This window comes from Acidovorax sp. GW458-11-26-14-TSB4, from assembly GCF_059423865.1.
Genome location: NZ_JBWKYR010000008.1, coordinates 147,887 through 163,380 on the forward strand (window position 1 = coordinate 147,887; position 15,494 = coordinate 163,380).

Below are 15,494 nucleotides of genomic sequence, written 5' to 3' on the forward strand. Positions count from 1 at the left end.
TTCTTCCGTTTCGCTCATTCGGCCTGCACGCCGGCCGCCTTGATCACCCGGCCCCAGTCCTCGGTTTGGCTGCGCACGTACTTCTGGAAGTCGGCCGGTGCCATGGCTCCCACTTCCGCGCCCTGGTCGGCAAAGCGCTTGGCCAGGTCGGGGGATTCCACGGCCTTCTTCACCTCGGCCTGCATCCTGTCGATGATGGCCTGGGGCGTGCCCTTGGGCGCGGCAATGCCGAACCAGTTGGTGGCCGTGAAATCCTTGAGTCCCAGCTGCGCGCTGGTGGGCGCGTCGGGCAGGGCGGCCAGGCGCTGGGGCGAGGTGACCAGCAGCGCACGGCCCTTGCCGCCCTTGACTTGGGGAATGGCCGTGGGCGCGGCCGTCACCACCAGGTCCACCTGGCCCGAGATCACGCCCAGCATGGCCTCGCCGGCACCCTTGTAGGGCACATGGGTCAGGGAAATCCTGCCGTGCTGGCGCAGCAGCTCCCCGCCCAGGTGTGAGGAGCTGCCCATGCCGCCCGAGCCGAAGGTGAGCTTCTCGGGGTTCTTCCGGGCGGCATCGAGCAGTTCCTGCATGGTCTTGTACGGCGAATTGGCCCCCACGACCACGACCAGCGGCGTGTCGACGATGCGCGTCACCGGAACCAGCCCGGTGGCATGGTCCCAGGGCAGCTTCTTGAACAGGTGCGGCAGCATGGCGTAGGTGGTGTCGTTAATGAGGAAGGTGCTGCCGTCCGGCGCGGCCTTGGCCACCAGGTCCGAGCCGATGGTGCCGCTGGCGCCCACCTTGTTCTCCACATAGAAGGACTTTCCGGTCTGCTCGGTGAGCTTCTGGGCGATCTGCCGCGCCGCATAGTCGGTGGTGCCCGAGGGCGAGTAGGGCACGACCAGGCGCACCGGCTTGTCGGGCCAGGTGGTGGCCTGTGCGGCAGCGGAGGTTGCGCTCAGTGCCAATGCGGCGCCGGCCAGAATGCAGGTGAGGCTTGGGGAATGCATGGATGTGTCTCCTTGGTGTGGTCGAAATCGGGCCGCTGCAGGGAAATGGCGCACAGCGGCGCACAGCGGCGCCCAGCCAGGCCGCACGGCGGCCGGCTGGAGGGGCAGGGATTTGATCGTCAGCCGCCAGCCACGGTGCCCTGGTCTCGCAGGGCGGCCACCTCGTCATCGGAGTAGCCCAGCTCCTGCAGCAGCGCGGCCGTGTGCTCGCCCGCGCGCGGCGGCTGCAGGCGCACGCCGGGGCGCGTGCCACCGATGGTCAGGGGCAAGAGCGGCACCTTGGACTCGGTGCCGTTGTTCAGGCGGATGGGCGCCAGGCCCCCGCTTTCGTTGAGGTGCCGGTCGGCAAACAGCTCCTCGGGCCTGGTGATGGGCGCGAACGGCAGCTCGTTGGCCTCGAAGATGGCAGCGAGCTCCGCCGCGCTGCGCCCGGCCAGGTGCGAGCGCAGCTGCGGCATCATCCAGTCGCGCGCCTGCACGCGGTCGTTGTTGGTCTTGAGGCGCGGGTCGGCCAGCAACTCGGCCAGGCCCAGGGCCTCGCAGAAGATGGCCCACTGCTTGTCGCTCACGGCGGCCAGGAAGATCTGCTCGCCATCCTTCACCGTGAAGACGTCGTAGATGGCCCAGGCCGAGATGCGGCTGGGCATGGGGTTGGCCGCCTTGCCGGTGCTGGCGAACTGCATCATGTGCTGCGCCACCAGAAAGACATTGTTCTCGAACAGCGCGGACTGCACCTCCGCCCCCTCTCCGGTCAGCTCGCGCTGGCGCAGCGCCGCCATGGCGCCGATGGCACCGAACATGCCGCCCATGATGTCGTTGACGCTGGTACCCGCACGCAGCGGATCACCGGGGCGCCCGGTCATGTAGGCCAGTCCGCCCATCATCTGCACCACCTCGTCCAGGGCCGTGCGCTGCTCGTAGGGGCCGGGCAGAAAGCCCTTGTGGCTCACATAAATGAGGCGCGGGTTGAGCTTTTTCAGAGAGGCGTAGTCCAGCCCCAGCTTGGCCATGGTGCCGGGCTTGAAATTCTCGCTCACGATGTCGGCCGTGGCGATCAGGCGCAGCGCGGCCTGCAGGCCCTCGGGTTTCTTCAAATCGAGCGCGATGCTCTTCTTGTTGCGGTTGAAGGTGGGAAAGAACCCGGCGCCCGAGCCCAGCAGGTGGCGCGTGCTGTCGCCCTCGATGGGCTCGACCTTGATGACCTCGGCCCCCAGATCGGCCAGCACCATGCCGCAGGTGGGGCCCATCACCATGTGGGTGAACTCCACCACGCGGATGCCGGCGTAGGGCAGGGGCTGGTCGTTGTTCGTTGCGTCAGACATGGCTGGTTCCTTGTACGAAGCCCTTGGGCAAACCCGCCTCGGGGGTCATGCCGTACACCGGCTCACCGGGCAGCCCGGCCACCAGCGGCGCGCGCGCGTCCATCAACCGCTGCAGGTCGATGCCCGTGGAAATGCCACTCGCCTCGAACATGAACACCAGGTCCTCCGTGACCACGTTGCCCGAGGCGCCCGGCGCATACGGGCAGCCGCCCAGGCCACCCAGGGAGGCATCGAAGGTGCGCACACCTTCTTCGTAGGCTGCCAGGCAGTTGGCCAGGCCCAGGCCGCGCGTGTTGTGCATGTGGGCGGCGCCCGCCTTGTCACCCAACTCGGCGCGCAGGCGCCGGAACAGCCGGCGCACCTGGGCCGGGTTGGCATAGCCCACGGTGTCCGAGAGGCCCGACTCATCAGCCCCGGCCGCCACGCACTGCGCGGCCAGCCAGATCACCTCGTCCTCGGGCACCAGGCCCTGCAAGGTGCAGCCAAAGGCGGTGGAAATGCCGGCCTCCAGCTTCACATGGGGGGCAATGTCGCGGCGCAGGTCGGATATGGCGCGCACCTCCTCGACCATCTCTTCGCGCGTCTTGCGCACATTGGCCAGCGAATGGGCGGCGCTGGCGGACACGGGCATGGTGAGCTTGTGCACCCCGGCTTCGAGCGCCGCCTGCGCGCCCTTGCGGTTGGGCACCAGCGCCATTACCGTCAGGCCGGGCAGGGTGATGGCGTGTCGCACCACCTCGGCCGCGTCGGCCATCTGCGGCAGCAGGCGGGCGGGCACGAAAGAGGCGACCTCGATCTCGCGCAGGCCGGCGGCATACAGCGCATCGATCCAGCGCAGTTTGTCGGCCGTGGGCATGGTGCCCTTGACGGACTGCAGGCCGTCACGCGGGCCGACCTCGCTGATCAGCACATCGGGTGCTTGGGGCATCGGATCTCCTGTTTTCTTCAAAGTTCTATAAGAAAGAACATCAATCTGTCCTATGGAAGTATGAGAAAGATCCGATGCAAGGTCAAGCACCGCGCAGAAACAAAAAAGCCGTTCTGCAGAACAGAACGGCTTGTATGGGATACCAGGGGGCGGGCTACGCGGCCTGCACTGCAGGCTTGCGCTTGCGCGGCGCCTTGGCAGGCGCGGCGGCTGCAGCTGGCACGCCGATCAGCTGTTCCACCAGCAGCCGCACATGCCCCTGCATGGTGGGGATGGCCTTGGCATCGCCGGCCATGTGGCGCAGCAGGCACTGCTGGAACACGCCGTCGAACATGGCGTAAGTGAGATCAATGGGTGCGCGCACGGGCGAGCCGGCCAGTTCGGCCATGCGCGTGAGCACGCGCCAGACCATGTTGGCCAGGCTCTTGTCGATGGCCTCCACGTCGGCGCGCAGCGCCTCCTCGAACAGCGACTGCGAGCGGATGTCGTACCACAGGCGGTGCATCGGCGCCTCGGTGCGCACGGTCTCGCCCAACACGTCGACAAAGCCGTCCACCAGTTGCGCAAACGAGGTGGATTGCTCGGTCACATCGTCGTAGCGCGTGACGCAGCGCGCCTTGTACTGGCGCACGCTGCACAGGATGAGGTCGAGCTTGTCGGTGAAGTAGTAGTGCAGCACGCCATGCGAGAAGGCCGAGTTCTGCGCAATCTCGCGCAGGCTGGTGCGCGCGTAGCCCAGTTCGGCCAGCGTCTGCAGCGCGGCCTCGCCCAGTTCGGCGCGGCGTTCGGCGTACTTGTCACGGCGGGGTGCTCTTTCCATCGCGCCATTGTAGGCAGAGCCGGGCAGGGCGCCCATGTCTTTTCATGCATGGACCAGGCCGGGTCGATTGAATTTATGACAAGTGTCAAGAAAATATCTTGACACTTGTCCAGCACATTTCCAGAATCGATTCCGTTCATCGCAGAAAGCGGTGGGCCAACGATCCCAATACCAGGAGACAAGACATGGCGAAGTTCGATTTGACCGGCCGCAAGGCCCTGGTCACCGGTGGCGCGCGCGGCCTCGGTGAAGGCATGGCCCAGGCACTGGCTGCCGCAGGCGCATCCGTGATGATTGGCGACGTGCTCACGTCGCTGGGGCAGGAGACGGCGGGCAAGCTGCCGGTCACCGCAGGCGCCAAGGCGGGCTTCGTGAAGCTCGACGTGACGCAGGAGGCCGACTGGGCCGCCGCCGTGCAGGCCACGCAGGAGACGCTGGGCGGCTTCGACATCCTCATCAACAACGCCGGCATCGAGGTCACGGCCCTGGTGTCCGAGATCGAGGCCGAATCGCTGCGCCGCATGCTCGACGTGAACATCGTGGGCACGGCGCTGGGCCTCAAGCACGCGTTTCGCGCCATGCGCCCGGGCGGCGGCGCGGGCAAGGGCGGGGCGGTGGTCAACATCTCTTCGGTGGCCGCCACCATCGCCTTCCCGGCGATCGCAGGCTACTCGGCCACCAAGTCGGCCGTGGACCGGCTGACCCGCGTGGCGGCGATGGAGTCGGGCAAGCTCGGCTACGGCGTGCGCGTGAACTGCATCTACCCCGGCCTGGTGCCCACTGAGATGGGCATGAAGCTCGCCGCCGACGTGGTGGCCGCAGGCCTGTTCCCATCGCCCGAGGCGGCCGTGGGCGCCATCATCGAGCAGACGCCTGCGGGCCGCCTGGGCGAGGTGGCCGACATGGCCGACGCCGTGGTCTTCCTGTGCTCCGACGCATCGCGCTTCATCACCGGCGCGGGCCTGCCGGTCGATGGCGGCATGGGCATGTAAACCAGCACAGGAGACATGGCTATGGGCAACAGCAACAAGAAACCCGTCGTGGTCTATGGCGCCTCCGGCTACACCGGCCGGCTGGTCTGCGAGTACCTGCGCGAGTACAACATCCCCTTCATCGCGGCCGGCCGCAGCAAGGAAAAACTCGACGATGCGATGCGCTCGCACGTGCCCGGCATCGAAACCGCCAGCTACGAGGTGGTGGAGGTAGCGCACACGGTGGAGGCGCTCAGCGCACTGTTCGACGGCGCCAGCGTGGTGCTCAACACCGTGGGACCATTCGCGAAATTTGGCCACGAGGTGGTGCAGGCCTGCCTGGCCACGAAGTGCCACTACACCGACACCACGGGCGAGCAGGACTGGCTGATCACGCTGGAGGCCGAGTACGGGACGAAGTTCGCCGCCGCCGGCCTGCTGCTCTCGCCCGGCCTGGCGCAGATGTACACCACGGGCGAGATCGCCGCCCAGCTGTGCCTGGAGACGCCGGGCCTCGATACCCTGGACATCGCCGTGTTCTGGGGCGGCAGCCCCACGGCGGCATCGACCCAGACCATTCTGGTCAACGCGGCCACGTCCAAGGCCTACTTCCTGGAGCAGAACCAGTACGTGGAATGGCAGCCCGACGCCGGCCTGTACAGCCTGGCCATCCCCGGCCAGCACGAGACGGCGCTGGCCCTGCCCTGGGGCGGCACCTCGCACCCCGTGTGGTTCAAGAAGGACCCGCGCGTGGCCAACGTCAAGGTGCTGGGCGGCGTGTTCAACAAGCCGCTGATGCTGGGCGTGCCGCAGATCGTGGCCGCCGCGCTCAAGGCCACCGAGGGCATGAACGAGGAAGACCGCTACGCCGCCCTGGCGCAGACGGCCGCCAGCGTGATGGGCAGCATGCCGCCGCGCGAGAACCCGCGCATCAACAAGTCGGTGGATTCGGTGCATGCCTCGGGCCCGCTGGGGCGCGCGCACTGCGTGATCTACGGCAACTGCAACTACAAGCAGACCGGGCTGATGCAGGCCTATGCCGCAGCCTACCTGCTGCAGCAGGCGCCGCGCCGCGTGGGCTTTGCCTCGGGCTGCCAGGCCTTTGGCCACCACGAGCTTCTGGGCGTGCTGCGCAGCTTCGGCCTGGTGCAGCCGCCCGTGCTTACGGTGCAGCACTGAGCAGGCGGCCCCATGCGCCTGATCGACTACCTCGACAAGGGGGCCATGCTGGGCGAGGGATCGCCGTGCCTGAGCATGGGCATGGCCGACCTGTCCTACGGCGAGGTGCAGCGCACCAGCCACCGGGTGGCGCGGGCGCTGCTGCGTTCGGGCATCGCGCCCGGCGACAAGGTGGCCGTGCTGTCGAGCAACGACGCCCTGGCCTTTGCCTGCGTGTTCGGCATCTCGCGCGCTGCCGCCGTGTGGTGCCCGGTGAACCCGCGCAACGAGACGGCGGAGAATCGCTACGTGCTCGATGCCTTCGACTGCAGCTGCCTGATCTTCCACAGCGCCTACGCGCCCATGGTCGAGCAGATGCGCGCGCAACTGCCCAAGGTGCGCCAGTTCGTCTGCCTGGATGCGGCCCTGGGCTGGGCGCCTTCGTGGGCAGAGTGGGTCCAGGGCGTGGGTGACGAACCAGTGGAAATCGCCCCCGTGGACGACCTGGCCATGATCGCCGGCACCGGCGGAACCACGGGCCAGCCCAAGGGGGTGATGCTCTCGGGCCGCAACCTGGAGACCATGTCGGCCCTTACCTTGATGGGCTACCCCTTCGAGGGCCGGCCGGTCTACCTGGCGCTGGCGCCGCTCACCCATGCGGCGGGCGTGCTGTGCCTGCCGGTGATGGCCCTGGGAGGGCGCATCGTCATCATGCCCAAGCCCGACCTGGGCGAGTTCCTCGCGCTGGTGGAGCGGCACGGGGTGACCCACACCTTCCTGCCGCCCACGCTGATCTACATGCTGCTGCAGCACGAAAAACTGGCCAGCACGCGGCTCGATTCGCTGCAGTGCTTCTGGTACGGCGCGGCGCCCATTGCGGCGGCGCGGCTCGAAGAGGCGCTCACGGCCATCGGCCCGGTGATGGCCCAGCTCTTCGGCCAGACCGAGGCGCCGATGATGATCTCCATGATGTCCCCGCGCGAGCATTTCCACGCCGACGGCACGGTGGCGCGCGAGCGCCTGGCGAGCGCCGGCCGGCCCGGCCCGCTGGTGCAGGTGGCCACCATGGACGGAGAAGGCCGGCTGCTGCCGCGCGGCGAGACCGGGGAGATCGTGGTGCGCAGCTCGCTCGTGATGATGGGCTACTACCAAAACCCCGAGGCCACGGCCGAGGCCGGGCGGGGTGGCTGGCACCACACGGGTGACATCGGCCGGGTGGATGCCGATGGCTACCTCTACATCGTGGACCGCGCCAAGGACATGATCATCACCGGCGGCTTCAATGTCTACTCGGTCGAGGTCGAGCAGGCTCTGATGCAGCACCCCGACGTGCAGGACAGCGCCGTCATCGGCCTGCCCGACGACAAATGGGGCGAGCGCGTGGTGGCCGTACTGCAGCTGCGCCCGGGGCGCACGGTGCAGCCCGAGGAGGTGATCGCCTTCACCAAGGCGCGCATCGGCAGCGTGAAGGCGCCCAAGCAGGTGGAGATCTGGCCCGACCTGCCGCGCTCCAAGGTGGGCAAGGTGCTCAAGAAGGACATCCGCGCCACCGTGCTGGCGCGCTGAAAAATAAGGTTGTATCCCCATGGCAGACAAGGCATTCATCGCGGGCGTGGGCATGATTCCCTTCGCCAAGCCCGGCGCCAACGAGACTTATCCCGTGATGGCGGCGCAGGCAGGGCGGCTGGCACTTGCGGACGCGGGCGTGGACTACTGCGCCATCGAACAGGCGTACGTGGGCTATGTCTATGGCGACTCCACCAGCGGGCAGAAGGCCGTCTACGGCCTGGGCATGACCGGCATACCGGTCTTCAACGTCAACAACAACTGCTCGACCGGTTCGACGGCGCTGTTCCTGGCGCGCCAGGCGGTGGAATGCGGCGCGGCCGACTGCGTGCTGGCCCTGGGCTTCGAGCAGATGAACCCGGGCGCCATCGGCACCGTGTTCAACGACCGGCCCAGCCCCTTCGAGGACTTCGACCGCGAGGCCGAGGTCCTGGTCGGCATGCCCGAACTGCCGCTGGCGCTGCGCTATTTCGGCGGGGCTGGGCAGAGCCACATGCGCCGGTACGGCACGCCGCTCGAAGCCTTTGCCCGGGTGCGCGCCAAGGCCAGCCGGCATGCGGCGCGCAACCCGCTGGCGCTGCTGCGCAAGGAGCTGTCGGTCGATGACGTGATGAACGCCCCCATGCTCTGGCCCGGCGTGCTGACCCGGCTCATGGCGTGCCCGCCGACCTGCGGCGCCGCGGCGGCGGTGCTGGTGTCCGAATCCTTTGCAAAAAAGAAGGGCCTGCGTACCGACGTGATCATCGCCGCCCAGGCCATGACCACGGACCGGCCCGACACTTTCGACAGCCACGAGATGATGCGCCTGGTGGGCTACGGCATGACGCAGGAAGCTGCGCACAAGGTCTACGAGCAGGCCGGCATCGGGCCGCAGGATCTGGATGTGGTCGAACTGCACGACTGCTTCGCCCAGAACGAACTCATCAGCTACGAGGCCCTGGGCCTGTGCCCGCCGGGCGGCGCGGCGGCTTTCATCGATGCGGGCGACAACACCTATGGCGGCCAGGTGGTGACCAACCCGTCGGGGGGACTGCTGTCCAAGGGCCACCCCTTGGGCGCCACGGGCCTGGCCCAGTGTTACGAGCTCACCCACCAGTTGCGCGGCAGTGCCCAGGATCGGCAGGTGCCCGGTGCCCGCACCGCGCTGCAGCACAACCTGGGGCTGGGCGGGGCCTGCGTGGTCACGCTTTACCAATCGGCCTGAGGCCGTTTCAGGCAGAGGCTGCGGGCTTGCGGCCGGCCTTGGGCGCCGCCACCTTCGCGCAATCCGCGCAGCGGCCATACAGCGTCAGCTCATGGCGCTCCACCGTGAAGCCCTTGGGCGCCATGCCGGCCAGGTCGCCCGGGCAGTCGTGCACATCGAACACGCGCGAGCACACCGTGCACTGGAAGTGGTGATGGTGGTGCCCGTGCTCATGCTCGGCGGGCTCATACCGCGGACTTTCGCCCGGTAGCTGTACGGCCTGCAGCGATCCGTCTTCGAGCAAGGCCTTGATGTTGCGGTAGACCGTGGCCATGCCCAGGCCTTGAACGGTTTCGCGCGCACTCTCCAGCACCTCCTGTGGCGTGAGAGGGCGCTGTGCATCTGCGATCGCCGCCAGGATGGCGGTGCGCTGCCGGGTGGATCGTTCCATGGGGTGGGGCGTTGCCTCAGGGCTTGTTGTTGAGAAACCATTATCGACCAAGGGAGCGCAGCCCTGGCCTCCCGCAGGACTTTGCCGCAAGGGGCACTGCGGGGCGCTTCCCGCGTCTGCCTGCAAATTTCTTGCGTACTGCTGCAATTGATATTGATAACGCATTATCATTTGTGTCTTTCGCGGACCAGTCACTACCGGCAAGCGCGTTTCCGAAGCGCCCGCTTCCCAAAGCGCTGGCCCACCCGCGTCCACTTCACTTCTGCAGCCATCAGACGATGGAAGGAACCCCTGTGCTCGAAGCCATAGGCCTCACCAAACGCTACGGCGACCAGACCGCCCTGCACCCGCTCGACCTGTGCATCCGCCCGGGCGAGATCTACTGCCTGCTGGGCGCCAACGGCGCGGGCAAGACCACCACCGTCAACCTGTTCCTGAACTTCATCGCACCGGATGGCGGACGGGCGCTGGTGAACGGCACAGATGTCACACAGGAGCCGGTGGCGACCAAGCACTACCTGGCCTACATCCCCGAGCAGGTCAACCTCTATGGCACGCTGACCGGGCTGGAGAATCTGCGCTACTTCGCCGCACTGGCGCTGGGCGAGGCCCCGCCGCGTGCGCGCCTGCTGGAGCTGATGACCCAGGTGGGCCTTCAGGCGGACGCGGCCGACAAGCGCGTGGCAGCGTACTCCAAGGGCATGCGCCAGAAGATCTGGATCGCCGTGGCGCTGGCCAAGGAGGCCAAGGCCCTGCTGCTGGATGAGCCCACCTCGGGCCTGGACCCGCATGCCGCGGCCGAGTTCACCAGCCTGCTGCAGCGCGCCAGCGAGGCGGGCGTGGCCATCCTGGCCACCACCCACGACCTGTTCCACGCCAGGCAGACGGCCACGCGCATCGGCATCATGAAGCAGGGGCGCCTGGTCGAGGACCTCGACGCCGCACAGATCAGCGATACCGACCTGCAGGCCCTGTACCTGCGGCACATGCGGGGCAACGCATGATCTGGCTCATGGCTTGCAAGGACCTGCGCGAACGCTTGCGCGATGGCCGGTTGTACTGGGCCGGTGGGCTGGTCGCCTTGCTGCTGCTCACGGCCCTGGCCGTGGGCGCCAGCCACCAGCGCGGGGCACGTGCCGAACAGGCCGCCGCGCAAAGCTCCGACTACCAGGACTGGCTGGCGCAGGGCGCGCGCCACCCGCACGACGCGGCGCACCAGGGCATGCATGCCTTCAAGCCCGATGCGGCGCTGGCCCTGGTCGATCCGGGCATCAACCCCTATATCGGCAGCACCGTGTGGCTGCAGGCGCACCGGCAGAGCGAGGTGAAATTCCGCCCCGCGCAGGACGCCACCGGGCTGCAACGCTTTGGCGACCTGTCGGTGGGCTGGATCCTGCAGGTGCTGGGCCCGCTCCTGGTGGTGGTGCTGGGCTTCAATGCCTTTGCCGGCGAGCGCGAGCAGGGCATGCTGCGCCAGACCCTGAGCCTGGGCGTGCCGCCGTTGCGCCTACTGTGGGGCAAGGCGCTGGCGCTGGCCATGGCGCTGGCGGTGCTGCTGGTACCGGCCGCGCTGATCGCCGCAGCGGCCGTGGCCCTGTCCGCGGGCAGCGGCGAGCGCCTGGATGCACTGCTGCGCTTTGCCGGGCTGGCGTTGGGCTACGCGCTGTACCTGGCCATCTTCGTCTTCGCCACGCTCGGGGTATCGGCCGTCTCGCGCAGCTCGCGCGTGGCCATTACGGTGCTGCTGGCGCTGTGGATCGCCAATGCCGTGGTGGCGCCGCGTGTGCTGTCCGAACTCTCGCGCGCGCTGTTCCCCAGCCCGACGCGGCTCGCATTCAACCAGGCTCTGGCGGCCGACCTCAAGGCCACCTCCGACAAGACCTGGATGCAGGCCTTCGGCACCACCGAGCGCTGGAGCAAGGATGTGCCGCTGAACCAATGGGGCATTGCCCTCAAGCTCGACGACCAGGCCAGCTATGCCGTGTACGACCGCCACTTCGGCCGGCTGTGGGACACCTGGGAGCAGCAGCAGGCCGTGCAGGAAGCCGGCGGCCTGCTGCTGCCGCTGCTGGCCGTGCGCAGCTTCTCCAGCGCCATGGCGGGCACGGACTTCGCGCACCACCGCGACTTCACCACCGCTGCCGAGCGCCACCGCCGCCTGATCCAGGACATCGTGAGCCAGGACCTGGTGGACCATGCCGACCCGCTGGGCCACCAGCACTTCGCCTACCAGGCCAGCCCCGCGCTGTGGGCGCGGGTGCCGGCTTTCGATTACCACGCGCCCAGCGCCGGCTGGGCCCTGGCCCGGGGCGGGGCCAGCGCGCTGGTGCTGTGCGCCAGCCTGGCGCTGGCCGTGGCTTTTGCCTGGATTGCCGTCGCGCGGCAGCGGGCGCTGTAGGAGACATTGGTGAACCCATCCCCATTCCAACGATTTCGCCTGGTCGCGCGCCAGGAGCTGCGCCTGCTGGCGCGCGACCGCAGCCTGTGGCTGGTGGGCGGCCTGTTCCTGCTGCTCGTGGCCTATGCGCTGTTCAACGGCATGCTGCAAACGCGCCAGCGCGACCAGGCCCAGGCCGCCCTGGTCGCGGCCGATGGCCAGGCGCGTGCCGGCCAGCGGGCGCAACTGGGCCGCATCATGGCCGGCACCGAGCTGCCCACGCCCTTCGGCAACCCGGCCAACCCCGCCAACATGGCGGGCGGCCTGGGTGCGCAGCATGCCGTGATGCCCAGCGCGCCGCTGGCGCCCGTGGCCCTGGGGCAGACCGACTTGTTCCCCGCGCAGTTCAAGGTCACGCACCAGAGCAAGGTCAACTTCCTGCACAACAACGACATCGAGAATCCCTGGCATCTGCAGAGCGGGCATTTCGACCTGGCCTTCGTCGTGGTCTACCTGCTGCCGCTGTTGATCTTCGCGCTCAGCTACAACCTGTTGTCGGGCGAGCGCGAGGACGGCACGCTGCGCCTGCTGCTGTCCCAGCCGCTGGCGCTGCCCACGCTGGTGGCGGCCAAGATCGCCGTGCGCGCGGCCGTGCTGCTCGGGGCGGCGGTGCTGGTGCCGCTGGCGGTGCTGCTCATCGCCCGGCCGCAAGCCCTGGCGGCGCCCGGCGCCACGCTGTGGTGGGCGCTGGTGGTGGGGACCTATGCGCTGTTCTGGTTCACGGCGGTGGTGGCGGTCAATGCCTTCGGCTGGTCGTCGGCCACCAATGCCATGGTGCTGGTCATCGGCTGGGTGGTGCTGGTGCTGGTGGCGCCCGTGCTGCTCAACATCGCGGTCACCCAGGCCAGCCCGGCCCCCTCGCGCGCCGAGCTGGCGGCCCGCACCCGGGTGGTCACGGCCCAGGCCATGTCGCACAACGCCGCCTTGCTGGCCACCGACTACACACACGTGGACCAGCCCGACACGCTGGTGCCCCGGGGCGGTCGCCTGGCCATGAGCGGCCGGGCCATGGCCAACTACCGCATCCAGCGCCAGGTGGACGAAACCCTGCAGCCCGAGCTGGAACGCTTCGACGCGCAGCAGGCGCGCCAGCAGGCCCTGGTGGCGCGCTGGTCCGCCATCTCGCCCGCGGCGGTGGCCTACGAGGGCATCACCGCGCTGGCCGGCACGGGACACAGCCGCAATGCCTGGTTCCTGGCCCAGGTCGCCAGCTACCACCAGGCCTGGAAGGACTTTTTCTACCCCCGCATCGACGGCGGGCTGGCCCTTGCAGAGGCCGACTTCCCGCGCATCCCCGCTTTCTACTGGCGCGAGGAGGGGCAGGGCGCCGTGCAGGCCCAGGCCGCGCGGGCGGTGCTGCAACTGCTGCTTCCCACGCTGGCGCTGCTGGGCCTTGCCGGCTGGCGGCTGCGCCGCTACCGGGTGGCCTGACCCGATGACCCCATTTCAAATCCCAAGAAAGAGCACACCATGACTTCATTCAAGCGCAGCGCAGTGGCGCTGGCGGCAACTGCCGCCATGCAGGGCGCACTCGCGCAGGCCGTCGAAGCCGAACTGCCGGCCATCAGCATCCAGGCCGGGCAAGACCGCGACAGCCTGCAGCTGGACAACAAGAGCAGCAGCGCCTCGCGCCTGGGCCTCACCTTGCGCGAAACGCCGGCCTCGGTGGAAATCCTCTCACAGGACCTGATGCAGGAGCGCGGCGCCCGCACCCTGAGCGAGGCGCTGCGCAGCACCGCCGGCATGGCCGGCGGCGGCCCGCCATCGTCGCCCACCACGCTGTCGCTGCGCGGCTTCACCAACGTGCTCTACCTGTACGACGGGGTGCGCATGTCGGGCGCGGGCGTCACCAACCGGGTCGAGGACACCTGGAACTACGAGCGCATCGAGGTGCTCAAGGGCCCGGCCTCGGTGCTGCAGGGCGACAGTGCCATCGGCGGCATCGTCAACTTCCAGACCAAACGGCCCGACCGCAACAACCCCGGGCGCGAGGCCCTGCTGTCCTACGGCAGCTACGGCTCCACGCGCGCCGCCGTGGGCTTGGGCGGTGCGGTGGGCGAAACCGGGGCCTACCGGATCGACTACAGCCGCAATGACACGCGCGTGGGCACCATCGCGCGCAACAGCGAAAAGCTGGAACACCTGACCACAGGCCTGTCGTTCGACCTGGCGCGCGCCACGCGGCTCGACCTGTCCTTCGACTATTCCCGCGACGAAGGCCACGCCTACTGGGGCACGCCGCTGATCCCGGGCAGCCTGTCCACCCAGCCGACCAGCGTGGTCAGCACGCCCGATGGCCGGGTGATCGACCGGCGCATCGCGCAGAACAACTACAACATCCTGGACGACCGGAACCAGTCCGAGGCGTACTGGCTGCGCGCCCGCATCACCAGCCGGGTGACGCCCGAATGGACGCTGCGCAACGAATTCACCGCCAACAAGGTGGACCGCCTGTGGCGCAACTCCGAAAGCGCCGTCTTCAGTGCGCCAGGCTCCATCACCCGCGACCAGACCCAGATCGCTCACGACCAGCGCTACCTGGCCAATCGGCTGGATGCATCGCACGAGGGCCGCATCGGCGCTCTGGCCAACAAACTCGTCATCGGCGGCGAGTTCAGCAAGACCGATTTCGACAACACACGGCGCTTCTCCAACGGCTCGGCCACCACCAACGCCAGCTTGCGCGTGCCCCTGTTCGATCCGGCCGTGGGCATCTACAACGACGACCCGGCGCTCATGGCCGGCGGCGGCAACCGCACCAACTTCACGTCGGACGTGCACAGCACCTCCATTTTTGCCGAAGACGCGCTCAAGCTGACCAAGGCCTGGACCCTGGTCGGAGGCCTGCGCCACGACCGGGTGGACGTGGACCGCAGCGTGACCGACCTGAACCTGGGCAGCTTCAGCGCCTTTGGCACGAAGTACACGGCCAACTCCGTGCGCCTGGGCACGGTCTACGAGCTGTCTTCCGAATCGTCGGTCTACGCGCAGTACACCAATGCCACCATCCCCGTGGGCTCGCTGTTCCTGCTGTCGGCCGGCAACGCCGCCTTCCCGCAATCCAAGGGCAAGCAGTTCGAAGCGGGCTTCAAGCAGAGTGCGGGCGATGTGGAATGGACGGCCGCGGCCTACTACATCACCCTGGACAACGTGCTCTCGCGCGACGCCAACAACGCCAACCTCACGGTGAACAACGGCAGCCAGTCCTCGCGCGGAGTGGAGTTGTCCGCCGCGTGGCGTGCCACGAAGCAGCTCACCCTGTCGGGCAATGTGGCGGCGCTCGACGCACGCTTCGGCTCGCTGGTGGAGGCGGGCGGTGTCTCGCGCGTGGGCAATACCCCTCCCAACGTGCCCGAGCGCGTGGCCAACCTGTTCGCCAGCTACCGCTTCAAAGAAGTACCGCTGGACCTGTTCCTGTCCGTCAACCGCACCGGCTCCATGTACACGGACAATGCCAACCAGATCCGCATCAACGGCCACACCACGGCCGACATCGCGGCCAGCTACCGGCTCAAGCCCGCTTTGCTGACCCTGCGCGTACGCAACCTCACCGACAAGCTCTATGCCAGCTATGCCGGGCGGGCCACCAGCCAGGTGCTGCTGGCGCCGGGGCGCACCTTCGAACTCTCGGCCAAATTCGACTTCTGAACGACGCCATCCTGCGGC

The 15,494-nt window shown here is 68.3% G+C and carries 13 protein-coding genes; 8 read left to right on the forward strand and 5 right to left on the reverse strand.

Translation table 11 applies throughout. The annotated features are described in order from the left end of the window. Positions 1 to 14 precede the first annotated feature (14 nt). The 4 genes from AC07X5_RS18055 to AC07X5_RS18070 all read right to left on the reverse strand — a co-directional run bounded on the left by AC07X5_RS18055 (position 15) and on the right by AC07X5_RS18070 (position 4,062). Positions 15 to 992, reverse strand: a complete 978-nt coding sequence (locus AC07X5_RS18055) for a Bug family tripartite tricarboxylate transporter substrate binding protein (protein ID WP_494771272.1) — start codon at positions 990 to 992, stop codon at positions 15 to 17. A gap of 119 nt (positions 993 to 1,111) precedes the next feature. After that, on the reverse strand, positions 1,112 to 2,314 hold the full coding sequence (locus AC07X5_RS18060; protein WP_494771273.1) for a CaiB/BaiF CoA transferase family protein: 1,203 nt from the start codon (positions 2,312 to 2,314) through the stop codon (positions 1,112 to 1,114). After that, a complete protein-coding gene (locus tag AC07X5_RS18065) occupies positions 2,307 to 3,242 on the reverse strand; it encodes a hydroxymethylglutaryl-CoA lyase (RefSeq protein ID WP_494771274.1) in 936 nt (311 codons plus the stop codon). Before AC07X5_RS18065 ends, AC07X5_RS18060 begins: the two co-directional genes overlap by 8 nt. Before the next feature lie 154 nt (positions 3,243 to 3,396). After that, positions 3,397 to 4,062: a TetR/AcrR family transcriptional regulator gene (locus tag AC07X5_RS18070; protein ID WP_409956546.1), complete on the reverse strand. Its 666-nt coding sequence runs from the start codon at positions 4,060 to 4,062 to the stop codon at positions 3,397 to 3,399. Positions 4,063 to 4,247: 185 nt separating this feature from the next. Between AC07X5_RS18070 and AC07X5_RS18075 the strand changes: the two genes are divergently transcribed. From AC07X5_RS18075 to AC07X5_RS18090, 4 genes are read left to right on the forward strand one after another with little or no spacing between them, the layout of a single operon-like run. Then, the gene (locus tag AC07X5_RS18075; protein ID WP_494771275.1) at positions 4,248 to 5,054 is read left to right on the forward strand and encodes an SDR family NAD(P)-dependent oxidoreductase; all 807 of its coding nucleotides are present in this window, start codon (positions 4,248 to 4,250) and stop codon (positions 5,052 to 5,054) included. Between the two features lie 21 nt (positions 5,055 to 5,075). Beyond that, positions 5,076 to 6,212: a DUF5938 domain-containing protein gene (locus tag AC07X5_RS18080; protein ID WP_494771276.1), complete on the forward strand. Its 1,137-nt coding sequence runs from the start codon at positions 5,076 to 5,078 to the stop codon at positions 6,210 to 6,212. Between the two features lie 12 nt (positions 6,213 to 6,224). Beyond that, positions 6,225 to 7,757, forward strand: coding sequence for an acyl-CoA synthetase (locus tag AC07X5_RS18085; RefSeq protein ID WP_494771277.1), 1,533 nt, complete (start codon positions 6,225 to 6,227; stop codon positions 7,755 to 7,757). Between the two features lie 19 nt (positions 7,758 to 7,776). Beyond that, complete coding sequence (locus tag AC07X5_RS18090) at positions 7,777 to 8,961, forward strand: lipid-transfer protein (protein WP_494771278.1); 1,185 nt, start codon at positions 7,777 to 7,779, stop codon at positions 8,959 to 8,961. A 7-nt stretch (positions 8,962 to 8,968) separates the two neighbouring features. On the opposite strand, the gene AC07X5_RS18095 is transcribed toward AC07X5_RS18090, so the two are convergent. Further along, complete coding sequence (locus AC07X5_RS18095) at positions 8,969 to 9,391, reverse strand: Fur family transcriptional regulator (RefSeq protein WP_494771279.1); 423 nt, start codon at positions 9,389 to 9,391, stop codon at positions 8,969 to 8,971. 293 nt (positions 9,392 to 9,684) lie between these two features. Between AC07X5_RS18095 and AC07X5_RS18100 the strand changes: the two genes are divergently transcribed. The 4 genes from AC07X5_RS18100 to AC07X5_RS18115 are packed head-to-tail and all read left to right on the forward strand — an operon-like array spanning position 9,685 to position 15,476. Further along, on the forward strand, positions 9,685 to 10,395 hold the full coding sequence (locus AC07X5_RS18100; protein ID WP_494771338.1) for an ABC transporter ATP-binding protein: 711 nt from the start codon (positions 9,685 to 9,687) through the stop codon (positions 10,393 to 10,395). Then, positions 10,392 to 11,789, forward strand: a complete 1,398-nt coding sequence (locus AC07X5_RS18105) for an ABC transporter permease subunit (RefSeq protein ID WP_494771280.1) — start codon at positions 10,392 to 10,394, stop codon at positions 11,787 to 11,789. The genes AC07X5_RS18100 and AC07X5_RS18105 overlap by 4 nt, the downstream gene beginning before the upstream one ends. Positions 11,790 to 11,798: 9 nt before the next feature. After that, positions 11,799 to 13,259 (forward strand): ABC transporter permease subunit, encoded by a 1,461-nt coding sequence (locus AC07X5_RS18110; protein WP_494771281.1) that lies wholly within the window; start codon positions 11,799 to 11,801, stop codon positions 13,257 to 13,259. A 39-nt stretch (positions 13,260 to 13,298) separates the two neighbouring features. Next, positions 13,299 to 15,476: a TonB-dependent receptor gene (locus AC07X5_RS18115; protein WP_494771282.1), complete on the forward strand. Its 2,178-nt coding sequence runs from the start codon at positions 13,299 to 13,301 to the stop codon at positions 15,474 to 15,476. Positions 15,477 to 15,494: the final 18 nt, after the last annotated feature.

Excerpts from the sequence above, each read along its gene's own strand:
- AC07X5_RS18080 (WP_494771276.1), top strand. The coding sequence starts at position 5,076 with ATGGGCAACAGCAACAAGAAACCCGTCGTGGTCTATGGCGCCTCCGGC.
- AC07X5_RS18065 (WP_494771274.1), bottom strand. The coding sequence starts at position 3,242 with ATGCCCCAAGCACCCGATGTGCTGATCAGCGAGGTCGGCCCGCGTGAC.
- AC07X5_RS18075 (WP_494771275.1), top strand. The coding sequence starts at position 4,248 with ATGGCGAAGTTCGATTTGACCGGCCGCAAGGCCCTGGTCACCGGTGGC.
- AC07X5_RS18060 (WP_494771273.1), bottom strand. The coding sequence starts at position 2,314 with ATGTCTGACGCAACGAACAACGACCAGCCCCTGCCCTACGCCGGCATC.
- AC07X5_RS18095 (WP_494771279.1), bottom strand. The coding sequence starts at position 9,391 with ATGGAACGATCCACCCGGCAGCGCACCGCCATCCTGGCGGCGATCGCA.
- AC07X5_RS18085 (WP_494771277.1), top strand. The coding sequence starts at position 6,225 with ATGCGCCTGATCGACTACCTCGACAAGGGGGCCATGCTGGGCGAGGGA.
- AC07X5_RS18070 (WP_409956546.1), bottom strand. The coding sequence starts at position 4,062 with ATGGAAAGAGCACCCCGCCGTGACAAGTACGCCGAACGCCGCGCCGAA.
- AC07X5_RS18105 (WP_494771280.1), top strand. The coding sequence starts at position 10,392 with ATGATCTGGCTCATGGCTTGCAAGGACCTGCGCGAACGCTTGCGCGAT.
- AC07X5_RS18055 (WP_494771272.1), bottom strand. The coding sequence starts at position 992 with ATGCATTCCCCAAGCCTCACCTGCATTCTGGCCGGCGCCGCATTGGCA.
- AC07X5_RS18090 (WP_494771278.1), top strand. The coding sequence starts at position 7,777 with ATGGCAGACAAGGCATTCATCGCGGGCGTGGGCATGATTCCCTTCGCC.
- AC07X5_RS18115 (WP_494771282.1), top strand. The coding sequence starts at position 13,299 with ATGACTTCATTCAAGCGCAGCGCAGTGGCGCTGGCGGCAACTGCCGCC.